15 protein-coding genes are annotated in these 16,557 nt (G+C 61.4%); 11 read left to right on the top strand and 4 right to left on the bottom strand.

The genetic code is table 11. From position 1 onward, the window contains the following. The first annotated feature begins 28 nt into the window (after nt 1-28). The 6 genes from QTL56_RS04545 (at nt 29) to hflX (ending at nt 7,721) form a co-directional block, all read left to right on the top strand. The gene (locus QTL56_RS04545) at nt 29-2,296 is read left to right on the top strand and encodes a sensor histidine kinase NtrY-like (protein WP_245136881.1); all 2,268 of its coding nucleotides are present in this window, start codon (nt 29-31) and stop codon (nt 2,294-2,296) included. Beyond that, nucleotides 2,286-3,650, top strand: a complete 1,365-nt coding sequence (gene ntrX, locus QTL56_RS04550; RefSeq protein ID WP_245136880.1) for a nitrogen assimilation response regulator NtrX — start codon at nt 2,286-2,288, stop codon at nt 3,648-3,650. Before QTL56_RS04545 ends, ntrX begins: the two co-directional genes overlap by 11 nt. 51 nt (nt 3,651-3,701) lie before the next feature. Next, complete coding sequence (gene trkA, locus QTL56_RS04555; protein ID WP_245136879.1) at nt 3,702-5,078, top strand: Trk system potassium transporter TrkA; 1,377 nt, start codon at nt 3,702-3,704, stop codon at nt 5,076-5,078. 14 nt (nt 5,079-5,092) lie between these two features. Further along, nucleotides 5,093-5,956 carry a D-amino-acid transaminase gene (locus tag QTL56_RS04560; RefSeq protein WP_245136878.1) on the top strand — a complete coding sequence of 288 codons (864 nt, stop codon included), beginning with the start codon at nt 5,093-5,095 and terminating at the stop codon, nt 5,954-5,956. Nucleotides 5,957-6,067: 111 nt separating this feature from the next. After that, on the top strand, nt 6,068-6,319 hold the full coding sequence (gene hfq / locus QTL56_RS04565; RefSeq protein WP_229575436.1) for an RNA chaperone Hfq: 252 nt from the start codon (nt 6,068-6,070) through the stop codon (nt 6,317-6,319). Continuing rightward, complete coding sequence (gene hflX / locus QTL56_RS04570) at nt 6,315-7,721, top strand: GTPase HflX (RefSeq protein ID WP_245137188.1); 1,407 nt, start codon at nt 6,315-6,317, stop codon at nt 7,719-7,721. Before hfq ends, hflX begins: the two co-directional genes overlap by 5 nt. A 31-nt stretch (nt 7,722-7,752) precedes the next feature. Here the strand turns inward: hflX and mazG are convergent, their stop codons facing one another. Together mazG and QTL56_RS04580 are read right to left on the bottom strand one after the other, a co-directional pair. Beyond that, complete coding sequence (mazG, locus tag QTL56_RS04575; protein ID WP_245136877.1) at nt 7,753-8,571, bottom strand: nucleoside triphosphate pyrophosphohydrolase; 819 nt, start codon at nt 8,569-8,571, stop codon at nt 7,753-7,755. 20 nt (nt 8,572-8,591) lie between these two features. Continuing rightward, nucleotides 8,592-9,179 carry a deaminase gene (locus tag QTL56_RS04580; RefSeq protein ID WP_245136875.1) on the bottom strand — a complete coding sequence of 196 codons (588 nt, stop codon included), beginning with the start codon at nt 9,177-9,179 and terminating at the stop codon, nt 8,592-8,594. 268 nt (nt 9,180-9,447) lie between these two features. On the opposite strand from QTL56_RS04580, the gene cysG reads away from it, so the two are divergent. From cysG to QTL56_RS04605, 5 genes are all read left to right on the top strand, one after another. Beyond that, nucleotides 9,448-10,890, top strand: coding sequence for a siroheme synthase CysG (gene cysG / locus QTL56_RS04585; RefSeq protein ID WP_245136874.1), 1,443 nt, complete (start codon nt 9,448-9,450; stop codon nt 10,888-10,890). A 2-nt stretch (nt 10,891-10,892) separates the two neighbouring features. Further along, complete coding sequence (locus QTL56_RS04590) at nt 10,893-11,207, top strand: DUF2849 domain-containing protein (RefSeq protein WP_245136873.1); 315 nt, start codon at nt 10,893-10,895, stop codon at nt 11,205-11,207. Nucleotides 11,208-11,221: 14 nt separating this feature from the next. Beyond that, nucleotides 11,222-12,895 carry a nitrite/sulfite reductase gene (locus tag QTL56_RS04595; RefSeq protein ID WP_245136872.1) on the top strand — a complete coding sequence of 558 codons (1,674 nt, stop codon included), beginning with the start codon at nt 11,222-11,224 and terminating at the stop codon, nt 12,893-12,895. Nucleotides 12,896-12,908: 13 nt separating this feature from the next. Continuing rightward, nucleotides 12,909-13,421 (top strand): DUF934 domain-containing protein, encoded by a 513-nt coding sequence (locus QTL56_RS04600; protein WP_245136871.1) that lies wholly within the window; start codon nt 12,909-12,911, stop codon nt 13,419-13,421. Between the two features lie 170 nt (nt 13,422-13,591). After that, nucleotides 13,592-14,404, top strand: coding sequence for a ferredoxin--NADP reductase (locus QTL56_RS04605; RefSeq protein WP_229575443.1), 813 nt, complete (start codon nt 13,592-13,594; stop codon nt 14,402-14,404). 48 nt (nt 14,405-14,452) lie between these two features. Here the strand turns inward: QTL56_RS04605 and QTL56_RS04610 are convergent, their stop codons facing one another. Beyond that, complete coding sequence (locus QTL56_RS04610; protein WP_245136870.1) at nt 14,453-15,268, bottom strand: hypothetical protein; 816 nt, start codon at nt 15,266-15,268, stop codon at nt 14,453-14,455. A gap of 227 nt (nt 15,269-15,495) precedes the next feature. Beyond that, nucleotides 15,496-16,515 (bottom strand): betaine--homocysteine S-methyltransferase, encoded by a 1,020-nt coding sequence (gene bmt, locus QTL56_RS04615; RefSeq protein ID WP_245136869.1) that lies wholly within the window; start codon nt 16,513-16,515, stop codon nt 15,496-15,498. Nucleotides 16,516-16,557: the final 42 nt, after the last annotated feature.

Raw genomic sequence — 16,557 nt, forward strand, 5'->3', positions numbered from 1 at the left:
ATCCGATTGCGCGGATCCGGGGGAAATGATGGCACGCGTGAGGCGAATCTCCGCAGCAGAGGTCGATACGGCACTGACACATGATCGGCGCGCATCCTTTGCGCTACCGGGTCTGTTGCTGGCGGGCGGGGCTTTGCTCTGCGCATCCCTGACACTCCCGATCCTTCTGGGCCTGACGCGCATCGAGCCGACGTCCCGGGTGCTTGTCGCCTCGGCGGTCGTCAACTCGCTTTTCATCGTCGGACTGATGGTTCTCATCGCTCGGGAGGTGCTGCGCCTTTTCAAGGCCCGCCATCGCGGACGGGCCGCAGCCCGCCTTCATGTGCGGATCGTGACCCTCTTCTCGGTGATTGCGATCACGCCCGCGATCCTTGTCGCAATCTTCGCCTCGATCACGCTGAATGTCGGCCTGGACCGGTGGTTCTCGATCCGCACCCAGTCGATCGTCTCCTCGTCGATGAACGTCGCCCAGGCCTATATGCTGGAAAATGCCAGCTATCTGCAGGGCCAGACGATCTCCATGGCAAACGATCTGGAGCGCAACCGCGCGCTTTTCTACCTGGATCGCACCGGCTTCGTCGAACTCATGACTCGGCAGGCGCGCGGGCGTGGCATGCTCGGTGCCTTCCTCGTCCGTGAGGACGGTTCTGCCATCACACAGGCTGACATCGACACGGAAAAGCCCCTGCCGGCGATCCCGCGCGATGCGCTGGTCAGTGCCGCCGGCGGCCAGCCGACGCTGATCCCACCGGGGATCACCAATCTCGTCGGTGCCATCATCAAGCTCGACAGCCTGTCGGGTACCTTCCTCTACACGATCCGCGCCGTCGATCCCAAGGTCATGCAGGCCATGCGCCTGATGGAAGAGAACACCGCCGAATACCAGGCCATGGAAGATGGTCGCACGACGCTGCAGATTGCCTTTGCCATTCTCTATCTGGGCTTCGCACTGATCGTTCTGCTTGCGGCGATCTGGACCGCGATCGCGGTTGCCGACCGGATCGTCCGACCGATCCGTTTGCTGATCGGGGCTGCCGACAGCATTGCCTCGGGCAATCTCAATGTGCTGGTGCCGGTCCGCGCCGCCGATGGCGATGTCGGCAGCCTGTCGCGAACGTTCAACAAGATGGTTTCCCAGATCCGTTCGCAGCGTGACGAGATCCTGGAAGCCAAGGACGAGGTCGATGACCGCCGCCGCTTCATCGAAGCGGTTCTCTCGGGCGTCACGGCCGCCGTCATCGGCGTCGAGGATGATGGCATCATCACCATCGTCAATCCGTCGGCAGAATACTTCCTGGCGTTGCCGTCGGAGCAGTTGATGGGCCAGAAGCTCGCGCTTGTGGCGCCGGAGGTGGATCGCGTCCTTGCAGAGGCGGCCGTGCGGCACCGCGGCGAGTATCGAGAGCAGATTAACATGATCCGCAGTGGCAAGGAGCGTACGCTGAACGTTCAGGTCACGCGCGAGGAAACGCGCGGTTCGGTGGATTCCTACGTCATCACCCTGGACGACATCACCGATCTCGTTGTCGCCCAGCGCTCCACGGCCTGGGCGGACGTGGCGCGCCGCATCGCCCATGAGATCAAGAATCCGCTCACTCCGATCCAGCTCTCGGCGGAGCGACTGAAACGCCGTTACGGCAAGCAGATCGCGGAGGACGACAAGGCCATCTTCAATCAATGCACGGACACCATCGTCCGACAGGTTGAGGACATCGGTCGCATGGTCGACGAGTTCTCCGCCTTTGCCCGCATGCCGAAGCCGACGAAACAGCGCTCGGATCTGCGCGAGATCCTGACGGATGCCGTCTTCCTGCGTGAGATCGGCAGCGCCGAGGTGGAATTCCAGCGTGAGTTTGGCGAGGTGCCGCTCGAAGGCAGTTTCGATGCGCGCATGCTGGCCCAGGCTGTCGGAAATATCGTCAAGAACGCCGTCGAGTCGATCGAGGCGGTGCCGCAAGAGGAACTGGAGGGGAAGGGCAAGGTCCTGATACGCTCGTCCTTCGATCGCGAGCAGGACCGTTTCATCGTCGACGTGATCGACAATGGCCGCGGTCTTCCGAACGAGAACCGGCACCGGATTCTCGAACCTTACATGACCATGCGCGAGAAGGGCACCGGCCTCGGCCTCGCCATCGTCAAGAAGATCATTGAAGAGCATGGCGGACAGCTGGAGCTGCATGATGCGCCGGCCGATTTCGACCGGGGCAGGGGCGCGATGATCAGAATCATCCTGCCACGCGCGGACGGGCCCGCCATCGAGACTGAAAGCGATAAGGAAATGGTCAATGGCCTCTGATATTCTGGTAGTCGACGACGAAGAGGACATTCGCGAGATCGTCTCCGGCATTCTGAGCGACGAGGGGCACGAGACCCGCACCGCGCATGACGCCGACAGCGCCCTTGCAACCATCTCGGACCGGGTCCCGCGCCTGGTCTTTCTCGACATCTGGATGCAGGGCAGCCGCCTCGACGGCCTTGCGCTGCTCGATGAAATCAAGGCCCGCCATCCCGATCTGCCGGTCGTGATGATTTCCGGTCACGGAAATATCGAGACGGCCGTCTCGGCAATCAAGCGCGGTGCCTTCGACTTCATCGAGAAGCCCTTCAAGGCCGATCGCCTGATCCTGATCGCGGAACGTGCTCTGGAAAATTCGAAGCTGAAGCGCGAGGTCTCGGAACTGAAGCGGCGCACGGGTGACGCGATAGAACTGATCGGCACCTCGGTTGCCGTCTCTCAGTTGCGCCAGACCATTGAAAAGGTGGCTCCGACCAACAGTCGCATCATGATTTTCGGCCCCTCCGGATCCGGCAAGGAACTGGTTGCGCGCATGATCCACAAGCGGTCGTCTCGCTCGGGCGGGCCCTTCGTGTCCTTGAACGCGGCCGCAATCACGCCGGACCGGATGGAAATGGCTCTTTTCGGCACGGAGGGCACACCAGGCCAGCCACGGCGCATCGGGGCGCTGGAAGAAGCGCATCGCGGCATCCTCTATCTCGACGAGATCGGGGAAATGCCGCGCGAAACGCAGAACAAGATCCTGCGCGTGCTTGTCGAGCAACAGTTCGAGCGTGTCGGCGGCTCCAAACGGGTGAAGGTCGATGTCCGCATCATCTCATCCAGCGCCTACAATCTCGAGAGCCTCATCGCCGAGGGTCGTTTTCGCGAGGACCTGTTCCATCGCCTGGCCGTCGTACCGGTCAAGGTGCCGGCGCTTGCCGAACGCCGCGAGGACATTCCGTTCCTGGTTGACATGTTCATGCGCCAGATCTCCGAGCAGGCCGGCATTCGCCAGCGCAAGATCGGCGATGACGCCATGGCGGTTCTGCAGGCCAATGACTGGCCGGGCAATATCCGCCAGCTGCGCAACAACATGGAACGGCTGATGATCCTTGCCCAGGGCGACAGCCCCGATGCGCCGATCACCGCCGAAATGCTGCCGCAGGATCTCTCCGACATGCTGCCCAAGGTCTCGGCGCGAAACGATACACACATCATGACGCTGCCGCTGCGCGAAGCACGCGAGATGTTCGAAAGGGACTATCTGATTGCCCAGATCAATCGCTTCGGGGGTAACATTTCCCGGACCGCTGAATTCGTCGGCATGGAACGCTCCGCTCTCCATCGCAAACTGAAATCGCTTGGCGTATAAGCGGGCGAAGCGTAACCGGTAGACAATCGACCCTGGGGCGGGAATCATTCCATGAAAGTCATCATCTGCGGCGCAGGCCAGGTCGGTTACGGTATCGCCGAACGCCTTTCCCAGGAGGGCAACGACGTGTCCGTGATCGACACCTCGGCCTCGCTCGTCTCGCATATCACCGAGACGCTCGATGTCAGTGGTTATGTCGGCCACGGCGCTCATCCTGACGTATTGGCCCGCGCCGGCGCCGATCAGGCCGAAATGCTGATCGCCGTCACTCTCTATGACGAAATCAATATGACCGCCTGCCAGGTCGCCCATTCCCTCTTCAATGTGCCGACCAAGATCGCGCGCATTCGCTCGCAGAACTACCTGCTGCCGGAATATTCCGACCTGTTCAGCCGTGATAATCTGCCGATCGATGTCGCCATCTCGCCCGAGATTGAGGTTGGCAAGATGGTGCTGCGGCGCATTTCGTTTCCGGGTGCAACAGACATCGTCCGCTTCGCCGATGATCACATCGCCATGCTCGCCATTGAATGCATGGAGGATTGCCCGGTCGTCGATACGCCACTCAACCAGTTGAGCGAGCTATTTCCGGACCTGATGGCGACGGTCTGCGCGATCTGGCGCAATGGCCGCCTGAACGTGGCCCGCTCGCAGGATCATCTTCTCGTCGGCGACCTCGCCTATGTCATCTGCCAGCGCGACCATGCTCGCCGCACGCTCGGTCTCTTCGGTCACGAGGAGCAGGAAGCGGGCCGCATTGTCATCGCCGGCGGCGGCAATATTGGTTATTACGTCGCCCAGGCCATCGAGCAGATGCAGCCCAAGACGCGCCTCAAGATCATCGAGAACGATCGTGAGCGCGCACTCGCCGTCTCCGACCAGTTGAAGGACGGGATCGTGCTGCATGGATCGGCGCTCGACCAGAACATCCTGCAGCAGGCCGATATCCACGATGCCGACCTGATCGTGACGCTGACCAACAATGACCAGACGAACATTCTGAGCGCCGCCATGGCCAAGCGCCTGGGTTGCAAGTCGGGCATGGCGCTGATCAACAGCCCGTCCTTCCACGATCTCGCAACGTCGATCGGCATCGACGCGCATATCAATCCGCGGGCCGTCACCATCTCCCGCGTGCTGCAACATGTCCGCAAGGGGCGCATACGCGCCGTCTATGCGGTCCAGAAGGGCAAGGCGGAGGTGATCGAGGCAGAGGCGCTCGAAACGTCGCCGCTCGTTGGCAAGCCCTTCCGGGAGCTTGATCTGCCACCCGGTCTGCGCATCGGCGCCATCCTGCGCGACAAGACGGTTATCCGCCCCGATGGGGAAACCAGGATCAAGGCAAAGGATCGGGTGGTCCTCTTCGCTGCCGCCGAAGCCGTTCGCCATGTCGAGCAGCTCTTCCGTGTCTCGATCCAGTATTTTTGAAGGTTCGCCAACCCATGCCCCGCATTGCATACATCAACGGCCGCTATCTGCCCCATTCTGAAGCCGCCGTGCATATCGAGGACAGGGGCTATCAATTCGCCGACGGTGTCTACGAGGTCTGCGAGATCCGCCACGGCATGATCGTCGATTTGACCCGTCACCTCGATCGGCTCGACCGCTCTCTCTCGGAACTGGCGATCAGGCGGCCGATGAGCCGTCCGGCGCTCAGTCAGGTCATCCGCGAGGTCTGCCGTCGCAATCGGGTGAAGAACGGCCTTTTCTACCTCCAGGTCACCCGCGGTGTTGCACGCCGTGACCATGTCTACCCCTCAGCCGATACGCCGCCCAGCCTCGTGATCTCAGCCAAGATCACCGATCCGGCGGTCATCGCGAAGAAGAACGAGACGGGCATGAAGGCGATCACCATGCCGGACAACCGTTGGGATCGGGTCGACATCAAGACGGTCGGTCTGCTGCCGAACGCCATGGCCCGCCAGGCGGCGAAGGACAAAGGTGCCCAGGAAGCAATTTATGTCGATGCCAGCGGGATGGTCACGGAAGGAGCGGCGACCAATGTCTGGATCGTCGACAAGGATGGCGTGCTGGTCACGCGACCTGCCGAACGCGGTATCCTGCGCGGAATTACCCGCACCGGCCTGATGGATGTGACGTCTGAGCTCGGAGTAAAGGTGGAGGAACGGGAGTTTTCGCGCGACGAGATGCTGTCGGCCCGGGAAGTCTTTATTACAGCGGCGACCAGCATTTGTTTCCCGATCGTCGAGATTGACGGCCAACCAATCGGAAATGGGCATCCGGGCGCCATGGCAGAGCGCATCCGTACGTCCTTTTTCGACGTTGCGGAAAAGACGGTGATTTGATACCACGTTTTTCGGCGGAGGGGCGAGGGGCCAATTCCCCAAGCTTGCCAACTATCAAACAATAATCACACCGGTCGACAAAAGACCGGCAAGAAAGAAAGAAGCGGCGCCATGGCGGAACGTTCTCAGAACCTGCAGGATCTCTTCCTCAATACCGTTCGCAAGCAGAAGATTTCGCTGACGATCTTCCTGATCAACGGCGTGAAGCTGACCGGTGTTGTGACATCCTTCGACAATTTCTGTGTTCTCCTGCGTCGCGACGGCCATTCCCAGCTGGTCTACAAGCACGCCATCTCGACCATCATGCCGGGCCAGCCCATGACGATGTTCGAGAGTGACGACGCCGCTTCCGGACAGGATTGAGATCATCACCAGCCGCGATACAAAAAACGAATCGATCATCCCGGAGGACGAAAAGCACCGGGATGACATGCGGGCGCTCGTGCTCGTGCCGGTGCTGAAGCAGGCGCGGGTCCAGCCTCTGCCGGACGGTGCGCCGCCAGCCCCGAGCCGATCCAACGATGCGCGTCTCGAAGAGGCGATCGGCCTTGCGCGCGCCATAGATCTCACCATCGTCCAGGGCCTGATCGTTGCGGTCAACCAGCCGCGCCCGGCCACCCTGCTTGGAACCGGCAAGATTGCCGAAGTGGCGGCCCTGCTCGACGAGCACGACGCGGGCCTTGTCATCGTCGACCATCCGCTGACACCGGTACAGCAGCGCAATCTCGAAAAGGCCTGGAACGCGAAGGTCATCGACCGTACGGGTCTGATCCTCGAAATCTTCGGCCGCCGCGCCTCCACCAAGGAAGGTACGCTGCAGGTCGAGCTTGCCCACCTCAACTATCAGAAGGGCCGCCTCGTGCGTTCCTGGACCCACCTTGAACGCCAGCGCGGTGGTGCAGGCTTCATGGGTGGCCCGGGTGAAACCCAGATCGAGGCCGACCGCCGCCAGCTGCAGGACAAGATCATCAAGCTTGAGCGCGAGCTCGAACAAGTGGTCCGCACGCGCCAGCTGCACCGCGCCAAGCGGCGCAAGGTGCCACATCCGATCGTGGCACTCGTGGGGTATACGAACGCCGGCAAGTCGACGCTGTTCAACCGTATCACCGGTGCGGGCGTGCTGGCCGAAGACATGCTGTTTGCGACGCTCGATCCGACGCTTCGCCGCATGAAGTTGCCGCATGGCCGGACCGTCATCATGTCGGATACCGTCGGTTTCATCTCCGATCTGCCGACCCACCTGGTCGCCGCCTTCCGCGCGACACTGGAAGAGGTGCTGGAAGCCGATCTCGTCCTGCATGTCCGCGACATGTCCGACCCAGACAACGGGGCCCAGTCGGCTGACGTCCTGCGCATTCTCGACGATCTCGGCATTGACGAGAAGGAGCGCTCTGAGCGCATTATCGAGGTCTGGAACAAGATCGACCGGCTCGATCCTGAAAATCACGACGGACTTCTGCAAAAGGCCGCAGGCCGCGAGAATGTCTTGCCTGTCTCCGCCATCAGCGGTGAAGGTGTCGACACGTTGCTGGACGTCATCTCGCAACGCCTCTCGGGCGTGCTGACCGAGGCCACGATCACCATTGCCGCCGACAGGCATGCCGTGATTTCCTGGCTTTATGAAAATGCCGTGGTGAGCGGCCGCGAGGATCATGAGGATGGCAGCGTCAGCCTGGACGTGCGCCTCACCGACCGTCAGGCCGATGAACTGGAGCGCAAGCTCGGCGGCAAGAAGCCGACCGAGAAGGAAGACTGGGAGCGCTAAGTCCTGTGGAGGTCTGCAGGCGGCGGGGCTGTCATCTGCCCTTCGCTGCTTGCCAAAGCTCTTCCATGCGCGCCAGCGAAGCCGCTTCGAGCGTTTCACCTGCCCCTTGAAGAGACTGTTCTATATAGCTGAATCGATTCCGAAACTTGGTATTCGTGCCACGTAGCGCCTGCTCCGGTTCCGCTCCGACATGCCGGCCGATATTGACCAGCGCAAAGATCAGGTCACCGAGTTCGTCCTTGACCTTGTCCGGTTTGTTCTCGGCCAGCGCCTCGCGCAATTCGCCGATCTCCTCCTCGATCTTGTCGAGGATAGGGGCTGCCTCCGACCAGTCGAAGCCAACCTTGGCGGCGCGCTCCTGCAGCTTCAGTGCTTCGGTGAGTGCGGGGAAGGAGCGCTGCACCGAACCGAGATAGCCGGTATCGGGATCGTCAGCCGATCCGCGGGCGGCACGCCGGGCGAGACGCTCGGCCTTCTCCTGCTGCTTGATCTTGTCCCACTGCGCCTTGACCGCTTCGGGCGTATCGGCGTCCGAGCGGGCAAACACATGCGGATGGCGGCGGATCATCTTTCGGGTGATTGCCTCGACCACATCGCCGAATGAGAACAATCCCTCTTCCTCGGCAATCCGCGCATGGAAGACCACCTGCAGCAACAGGTCGCCCAGTTCCTCGCAGAGATCGTCCGGGTCCTTGCGCTCGATCGCGTCCGCGACTTCATAGGCCTCCTCGATCGTATAGGGCTTGATCGTCTCGAAGCTCTGCACAATGTCCCAGGGGCAGCCGGTCTCGGGTTGACGGAGCGCCGCCATGATCTCGAGCAGGCGATTGATGTCGTGGGAGGCTTCCATGATGGTCCTGTAAACGTCGCTCAGTTGAGCGGAATGTCGTTGGCGCCCTTGGACGACTGGTAGCTCTCCGAAAGACGGTCATATTCCGACTTGATCCGGCTCACCTGTTCAAAAAGGGCAGGGCGCTCGGCGTCGCTGGCCGAAGCGACCATCTCGATCATCGCATGGCTGAGCCAGAAGGCGTTTTGCCGTCGATAACCACCGGGCTCAAGCCCGAAGAGCTCTTTCAGGATCTTCAGGTCGTGCGGGATGGCGAAAGCGTCGCGGCTATCCTCGTGGCTGAAGAAATAATAGAAATTGTCGAAGCCCGCCCAGGTGATCGCCGACATGCACATCGTGCAGGGTTCGTGCGTCGACAGAAAGATCAGATCCTTCGTGTCAGGCCGCTCGCCCAGTTCGTAGAAGCGCTTCAAGGTATGCACCTCGCCATGCCAGAGCGGGTTTTCCAATTCGTTGTTGGTTTCGGCCAGCACCAGTGACAGGTCCGACTTCCTGAGGATCGCCGCACCGAACACTTTATTGCCTAGGGCAACGCCGCGCTGCGTCAGAGGAAGGATATCATGCTCGATGACGTCGAGCAGTCGACGGGTGAGTTCGGGGGTCGTCACGTGTTGCCACTCCGCGCTGTTGGGACTTCGATCCTAGCCCCTGGCAAACATGCGCCGAAAGCGAAATGATGGACTGTCTCCAACTTTTTGCGGCGGTTCGGGCTTTGAATGCTGATGGAAGCACGTAAGTAGAGGACCCGGTGACTTTTGCTCGCAACGGTGACGGGACTAGGACAGAAATACGCAAGGCCTCCGGCCAAGGGATTTCTGTTTCTTCAAATTATCAGCACGGGACGCGATATTGGGTTTCTCTGGCATCGGATGATTCATGACGCAGCAGCACAAACAGCTTTCGGTTTTCCCGGCCTTCTTCAAGGTTGAGAATCAGGTCGCCGCCGTTTTCGGAAACGGTGACGAGGCCTATGCCAAGGCGCGTCTGCTGAGAAACACCGAAGCCCGGATCATTGCCTATGCCGACGCCCCGGAAGCCGACTACGCCGCCTTCCTGGCCCAGAACGGCATCGAGCAGGTCGCAGAGCCATTCGAACCCCTTCAGGTCGAGGGCGCATGTCTTGTATTTGCTGCGACGGGTGAGGGCGCGCTCGACCGTGAGATCGTGGCGGCCGCACGTCAGGCCCGCATCCCGGCCAATGCCGTCGACCAGCCCGATTGGTGCGATTTCTACACGCCCGCGCTCGTCAACCGTGCCCCGGTTGCGGTTGCGATCGGCACAGAGGGCGTCGGCCCGGTTCTCGCCCAGATGATCCGCGCCGATATCGATCGTCTCCTGCCGCGCTCGCTCGGCAAGCTGGGGCGCCTCGCCAATTCCTATCGCCGTGCCGTTGATCGCCTCGTGCCGCGCGGAGCGCCGCGTCGGCTGTTCTGGCGCGATTTTTTCAAGGGCAAGGTCGCAGACCACGTCGAGTCGGACGACATCAGCCTGGCCCGCCGCGAGGCGACACGCCTCCTGAAGGGCGTGGCTGCCGATCGTGTTGAAGGCCGCGTCTTTCTCGTCGGTGCTGGTCCCGGTGCCGAGGATCTGCTGACCCTGCGCGCCCATCGCCTGATGATGGAATGCGATGTTATCGTCTATGACGCCCTGGTTCCCCGCGAAGTGGTCGATATGGGCCGTCGCGACGCCGAGCGCATTCCTGTCGGCAAGCGCAAGGGCTGTCATTCGAAATCCCAGACTGAAATCAACGCGCTTCTGGTGGAGCTGGGCCATGCCGGCAAGCGCGTCGTGCGCCTGAAATCAGGCGATCCACTGATCTTCGGCCGTGCAGGCGAGGAAATGGCCGCGCTGCGGGATGCGGGCATTGCTTACGAAATCGTCCCAGGCGTGACTTCTGCGCTTGCAGCAGCGGCCGATTTCGAATTGCCGCTGACGCTCCGCGGCGTCTCGTCGTCGCTGGTCTTCACGACCGGTCACGACCTTCAGGGCAATGTGCTGCCGGATTGGGCGCGTCTCGCGCTGTCGGGCGCCACGGTCGCCGTCTATATGGGCCGCACTGTCGCAGCTTCGGTTGCCGAGCGGCTGATGGCCGGTGGGCTGGCCGAGGACACGACGGTTGCCGTCGTGGAGAATGCCGGGCGTCGGGACAGCCGTCTTCTGCACGGCACGCTCAAGGAATTGCCGGGACTGGAGGCTCGCACCGAGCTGACCGGTCCGGTCATGGTCATCATCGGCGACGCGGTCGCCGGAGCCGATTTCAGCCGTTCCGAGCCGCTTGGCGCGCTCGTTTCGGCCGAACCGCAACTTGCAAGGATTTGAGGATGGTAGACAAGGTTTTGACAGCAAACCGCCTTACCGACGGCATCGCCGTCTGGCTCGACGCCAGCGGCCAGTGGACCGACCGTCTGCAGGAAGCTTTCGTGGCGCGCCACTCCGAGGCCGTCGAGGCGCTGGAAGCCGCAGGCAAGCAGGCCTTCGCGAGCAACCTCGTCGTCGACGTCAACGTCATCGAGATCGAGGAAAAGGATGGCAAGCTCCGCCCGCTGCGTCTGCGCGAGCGTATTCGGGCGGAAGGCCCGACCATTGCATATGCCGAGGGTCACGGTTATGCCGACCCGGCATTCATCGCCGCCTGAGCCTGAGGTAAGACATGTATCGCTATGACGAATTCGACCACGCCTTTGTATCAGCGCGCGTAGAGCAGTTCCGCGACCAGGTGGCCCGCCGCCTGTCGGGCGAACTCGCGGAAGACGCCTTCAAGCCGCTGCGCCTGATGAACGGCGTCTATCTCCAGCTTCATGCATACATGCTGCGCGTCGCGATTCCCTACGGCACGCTGAACGCGAAGCAAATGCGCATGCTGGCCGAAGTCGCCCGAAAATACGACCGCGGCTATGGCCATTTCACCACCCGCCAGAACATCCAGTACAACTGGCCGAAGCTCTCGGATACGCCTGCGATCCTCGAGGATCTTGCAAGCGTCGAAATGCACGCGATCCAGACCTCCGGCAATTGCATCCGCAACGTCACGGCCGATCATTTCGCAGGCGCTGCCGCCGATGAAGTTGCCGACCCGCGCCCCTATGCCGAGATCCTCCGCCAGTGGTCCTCGCTGCACCCGGAATTTTCCTTCCTTCCGCGCAAGTTCAAGATTGCCGTGACGGGTGCCGAAAAGGATCGCGCTGCGATCCAGGTCCATGACATCGGGCTGCACCTGAAGAAGAACGAGGCCGGCGAACTCGGCTTCGCCGTGTATGTCGGCGGTGGCCAGGGCCGCACGCCGCTGATCGCCAAGAAGATCTGCGACTTCCTGCCCGAGGCCGATCTCCTGACCTACATCACCGCCATCGTGCGCGTTTACAACCTGCATGGCCGCCGAGACAACAAATACAAGGCCCGCATCAAGATCCTCGTTCACGAGACGGGCGTCGAGGAGTTGACGCGTCAGGTCGAGGCTGAATTTGCAGAAATCCGCGACAGCGAGTTGAAGCTGCCGGAAGGCGATATCCGCGCCATCGAAACCTATTTTGCGCCGCCGGCTCTCACCGCTCGACCAGACGGCTGGGAAGCACTCGCCCGCGCCCAGAAGGCCGATCCCGCCTTCGCCTCCTGGGTCCAGCAGAACGTCCAGCCCCATCGTCATCCCGATTATGGCATGGTCACCATTTCGCTGAAGCCGATCGGTGGCACGCCGGGCGACGCCTCGGATGCCCAGATGGACCTCGTTGCCGATCTTGCCGAGCGCTATGCCTTCGACGAAATCCGCGTCAGTCACGAGCAGAACCTCATCCTGCCGCATGTCGCCAAGGGTGATCTCTATCCGCTGTATCAGGCGCTGGAAAAGGCAGGTCTCGGCACCGCCAATTCGAACCTGATTACCGACATGATCGCCTGTCCGGGCCTGGACTACTGCGCGCTCGCCAATGCGCGCTCCATTCCGGTTGCTCAGGAAATCTCGACCCGCTTCGGTTCGCAGAAGCGTCAGGAGGAAATCGGCGAGCTCAAGATCAAGATTTCAGGCTGCATCAATGCCTGCGGTCACCACCATGTCGGCCATATCGGCCTGCTCGGTGTCGAGAAGAAGGGCGCCGAACTCTACCAGATCACGCTTGGCGGTTCCGGCGACGAGAACTCCTCGGTCGGGGAAATTATCGGTCGCGGTTTCGAGCCGGAAAAGGTAACCGATGCGGTCGAGACGATCGTCGACACCTATCTCGGCCTGCGCCTCAACCCCAGGGAAACCTTCCTTGAGGCCTATCGTCGCGTCGGCCCTAAACCGTTCAAGGATGCGCTTTATGGCGCAGCCCCAGTCGAAGCCGCCTGAGACAGGACAAGACATGACCAAGATCTGGAAAGAAACCGGTTTCGTCGAGGGCGATATCTGGGTGACCGAGACGGAAGAGCGCAAGGCAGGCGAGGGCGAGAAGGCCCTTCTGCCCGTGGAGGATTTCCTCGAATCCGTTGCTGACACCAACGATGTCGGACTCGGTGTACTCCTGGCACCTGCCGATGACGTGCGGAAACTTGAGCCGTATCTCGACCGTATCGCCTTGATCGCCGTTGCCTTTCCGGCCTTCAGCGACGGCCGCGGTTTCAGCCATGCGACACTGCTGCGCGACCGGCTCGGCTATACGGGCGAGCTTCGCGCCGTCGGTGACGTCCTGATCGACCAGGTGCCGCTGATGCTGCGCACCGGCTTCGACAGCTTTGCCGTCACCAATCCGGTTGCCCAGCGCCGGCTTGCCGAAAACCGTCTCACGGGCGTTGCACAGCACTACCAGCCGACGGCTCGGGATGCTGAGGCAGTCAGCGGTTTCAGCTGGCGCCGTCTGGGCTCAACGGGCGCTTGAGAGATAAATAAAACGCTATGTGCGGGCGGTGAATTGACCTCGGTCAAGGTTGCCGCCTTCGCTTTGGCAGATACCTCGGCTGCGAAATCTGCATGCCGGCTGAATTGTGGAATGGGGCGGTCTGGATTATAGGCTCTACCCAATCGACCGAAGGATAGGACCGACAGCCTATGAATGCTCCCGTGAAGACCGACAATGCCGAACTGATCGTGCCCGAAGGCGTATTCGCTGAAACGGTACTGAGCGTGACGCATTATACCGACCATCTTTTCCGCTTCCGCATGACGCGACCGGCTGGCTTCCGCTTCCGCTCGGGTGAATTTGCCATGATCGGCCTGATGGTCGAGGGCAAGCCGATCTATCGCGCCTATTCCATCGCAAGCCCGTCCTGGGACGAAGAACTCGAATTCTTTTCGATCAAGGTCCCGAATGGTCCGCTGACCCAGCATCTGCAGCGCATCCAGCCAGGCGACAAGGTGTTGATGCGCAAGAAGCCGACCGGGACACTTGTCCTCGACGCACTCACCCCCGGAAAGCGCCTCTACATGTTCTCGACCGGCACCGGCATCGCGCCCTTCGCCAGCCTGATCCGCGATCCGGAGACCTATGAGAAGTTCGAGGAAGTCATCCTGACCCACACCTGCCGTGAGGTGGCTGAGCTGAAATACGGCTTCGACCTCGTGGACGAGATCAAGAACCATGAATTTCTGGCGGAGCTGGTCGGCGATAAACTGAAGCATTACGCTACGGTTACGCGCGAAGACTACCCCTTCAAGGGCCGCATCACCGATCTGGTTGAAAACGGCAAGATGTTCACGGACCTTGGCGTTCCCCCGCTCGACCCCGCGATCGACCGCGGCATGATCTGCGGATCGACAGCGATGTTGAAGGACACCAAGGCGCTCTTGGAAAAGGCTGGCCTTACGGAAGGCGCCAACAACAAGCCGGCCGAATTCGTGATTGAGCGCGCCTTCGTCGGTTGATCAAAGACGAGGGTCCAACCCCACGCCCGGCCGACCCGCCGGGCGTTTTCATTTCTGCAGTTCGACGGTCATTCTCTGACCGTTGGCCAGTTCAAGTTGAAGTGTGCTGTCACTGACTGCAGCCATTCGCTCTATGGGGGAGGGAACAGACCAATCATTGGTGATGACGGCCTGTTCCTGGTGAAAGGAGACGGCAACCAGCCGCGTCCGGTCCAGCGAGGGGAGAACGATCTCCACGCTGCCGTCACCATCCAGGTCTGCAACATGCGACAGGTCGAGATTCCGACTGCCATTGATGTGGTTTGTCACGCCGTCGATGCCACCGAGATCAACCAACCGTTTGCCCTCGATGCGGTAGAAGCGCAACGATCCGCTCAGATGGGGTGTGACGACTGCGGCAATGAAAAGCTCGCCTGTGCCGCTGAAATCGGCAATGCCAACGGGATTGAGCCAGCGATTTCTATGGCCGATGGGCGCGCTGTCCGCCATCAGCTCGATACGGTCCCCCTTGATGGTGTAGAGGGCAAGTGACGCGCCCTGCGTCAGATGCGCCCGAACGATCAAGGCTTCCGGACTGCCATCCGCATTGACATCAGCAAGCCTGACCCGCCGATCCTCGAAAACCTGATCTGCCGGAAGTCGAAAATAGAGCTTCACCCCATTTCGCTCAATGACAAAGCCTGCCGCCTCGATGGCGTCTCCAAGTGCAGCATGGCCATAGACGCCGGTCGGTCCAACCAGCCAGGCGGAATTGGTTCCAAGGCGACTGATCTCGCCGTCGGGCAATTTCCTCGTATCCTGGGCGGACGCGGAACCTGCCGCAACGGTGCATGCGATTGAAATCAGCAGGCCTGCTTTCCACACGGAAACATCTCCTTGATGCATCGCCGAGGCACGGCGGAACAATGTGACGGGTTCACTGTGTCGGTCTGCCTCCGAAGTTGCATTTCACGATTGGGTGACAGCGGAGATCTATGCCTTTCTCTGCAATCCTGGCGAATGGCTGGACCTTGCCGGCTGCGCCTGCGACAGAAGAGCAGAATGAGAAAGGGCGCCGCAAGGCGCCCTTCTTTATGATTCTTTCCGACGGGTCAGTTGCCGCGGCGTCGCGGGCGCCGGCTGCTTTCCTGCGCGCCACTCTCGTCTGCGGTCTTGTTGCGCAACGGGCCGATCCGGTCGACGATCACCTCCAATGTCGGGCGGGGCCCAGGCGTGTAGTCGTCGAGCGCCTTGCGCATGGCGGCCAGATGATCGCAGGACGTGCCGCAGCAGCCGCCGATGATCCTTGCGCCGGCGTCACGGGCGAGGCGGGCATACTCCGCCATCAGCGGTGGCGTTCCCGAATAGAAGATCTCGGTGCCGCGGAATTCCGGAATGCCGCAATTGCCCTTGACGATCACGACTGCATCGGGGTTCGCGCCGGTCATGTCGAGCAGGCTCTGGAGGATGTCCGAGGCGCCGACACCGCAATTGGCGCCAACGGCGAGTGGTCCGGAGCCGACATCAGGAGCTACACCGTGGATGTCCTTCGGATGAAGCCCCATCATGGTCTTGCCCGCCGTGTCGAAGGAACCGGTGAAGGTGTAGGGCATGCCGACCTTGACGGCGGCTTCGGCCGCCGCGCGGATCTCGTCCGGCGATGACATGGTCTCGATCCAGGCGACATCCGCGCCGCCGGCTTTCAAACCTTCCATCTGCTCGACAAAGGCGGAGACCGCATCTTCGTAGGACATCGCACCGAGCGGGATCAGCAATTCGCCGGTCGGACCGACGGATCCGGCCACGATCACCTTGCGCGGCGCCTTGTCGGCGACAGAGCGGGCGATCTCGGCAGCCTTCTTGTTGAGTTCATGCACCCGGTCCTGGGCATGGTGCAGCTTCAGGCGATGACGGGTGCCGCCGAAGGAATTGGTCAGGATGATATCGGCGCCGGCATCGACAAAATCCTGATGCAGCTTGACGATTTTTTCAGGCTGCGCCTCGTTCCACAGTTCAGGCGCCTCGCCCGCCTCGAGACCCTGCGCGAAGAGATTGGTCCCGGTCGCGCCGTCGGCGAGCAGCGCGCCCTTCTCGGCCAGCAGTTCGGAAAGCGGATTGGACGGGGTTGCCATGGCGGTTCCTCTCTTTGTCATGCCAGTCATATAAAGAAGTCT

Source organism: Peteryoungia algae, assembly GCF_030369675.1.
GTDB lineage: Bacteria > Pseudomonadota > Alphaproteobacteria > Rhizobiales > Rhizobiaceae > Allorhizobium > Allorhizobium algae.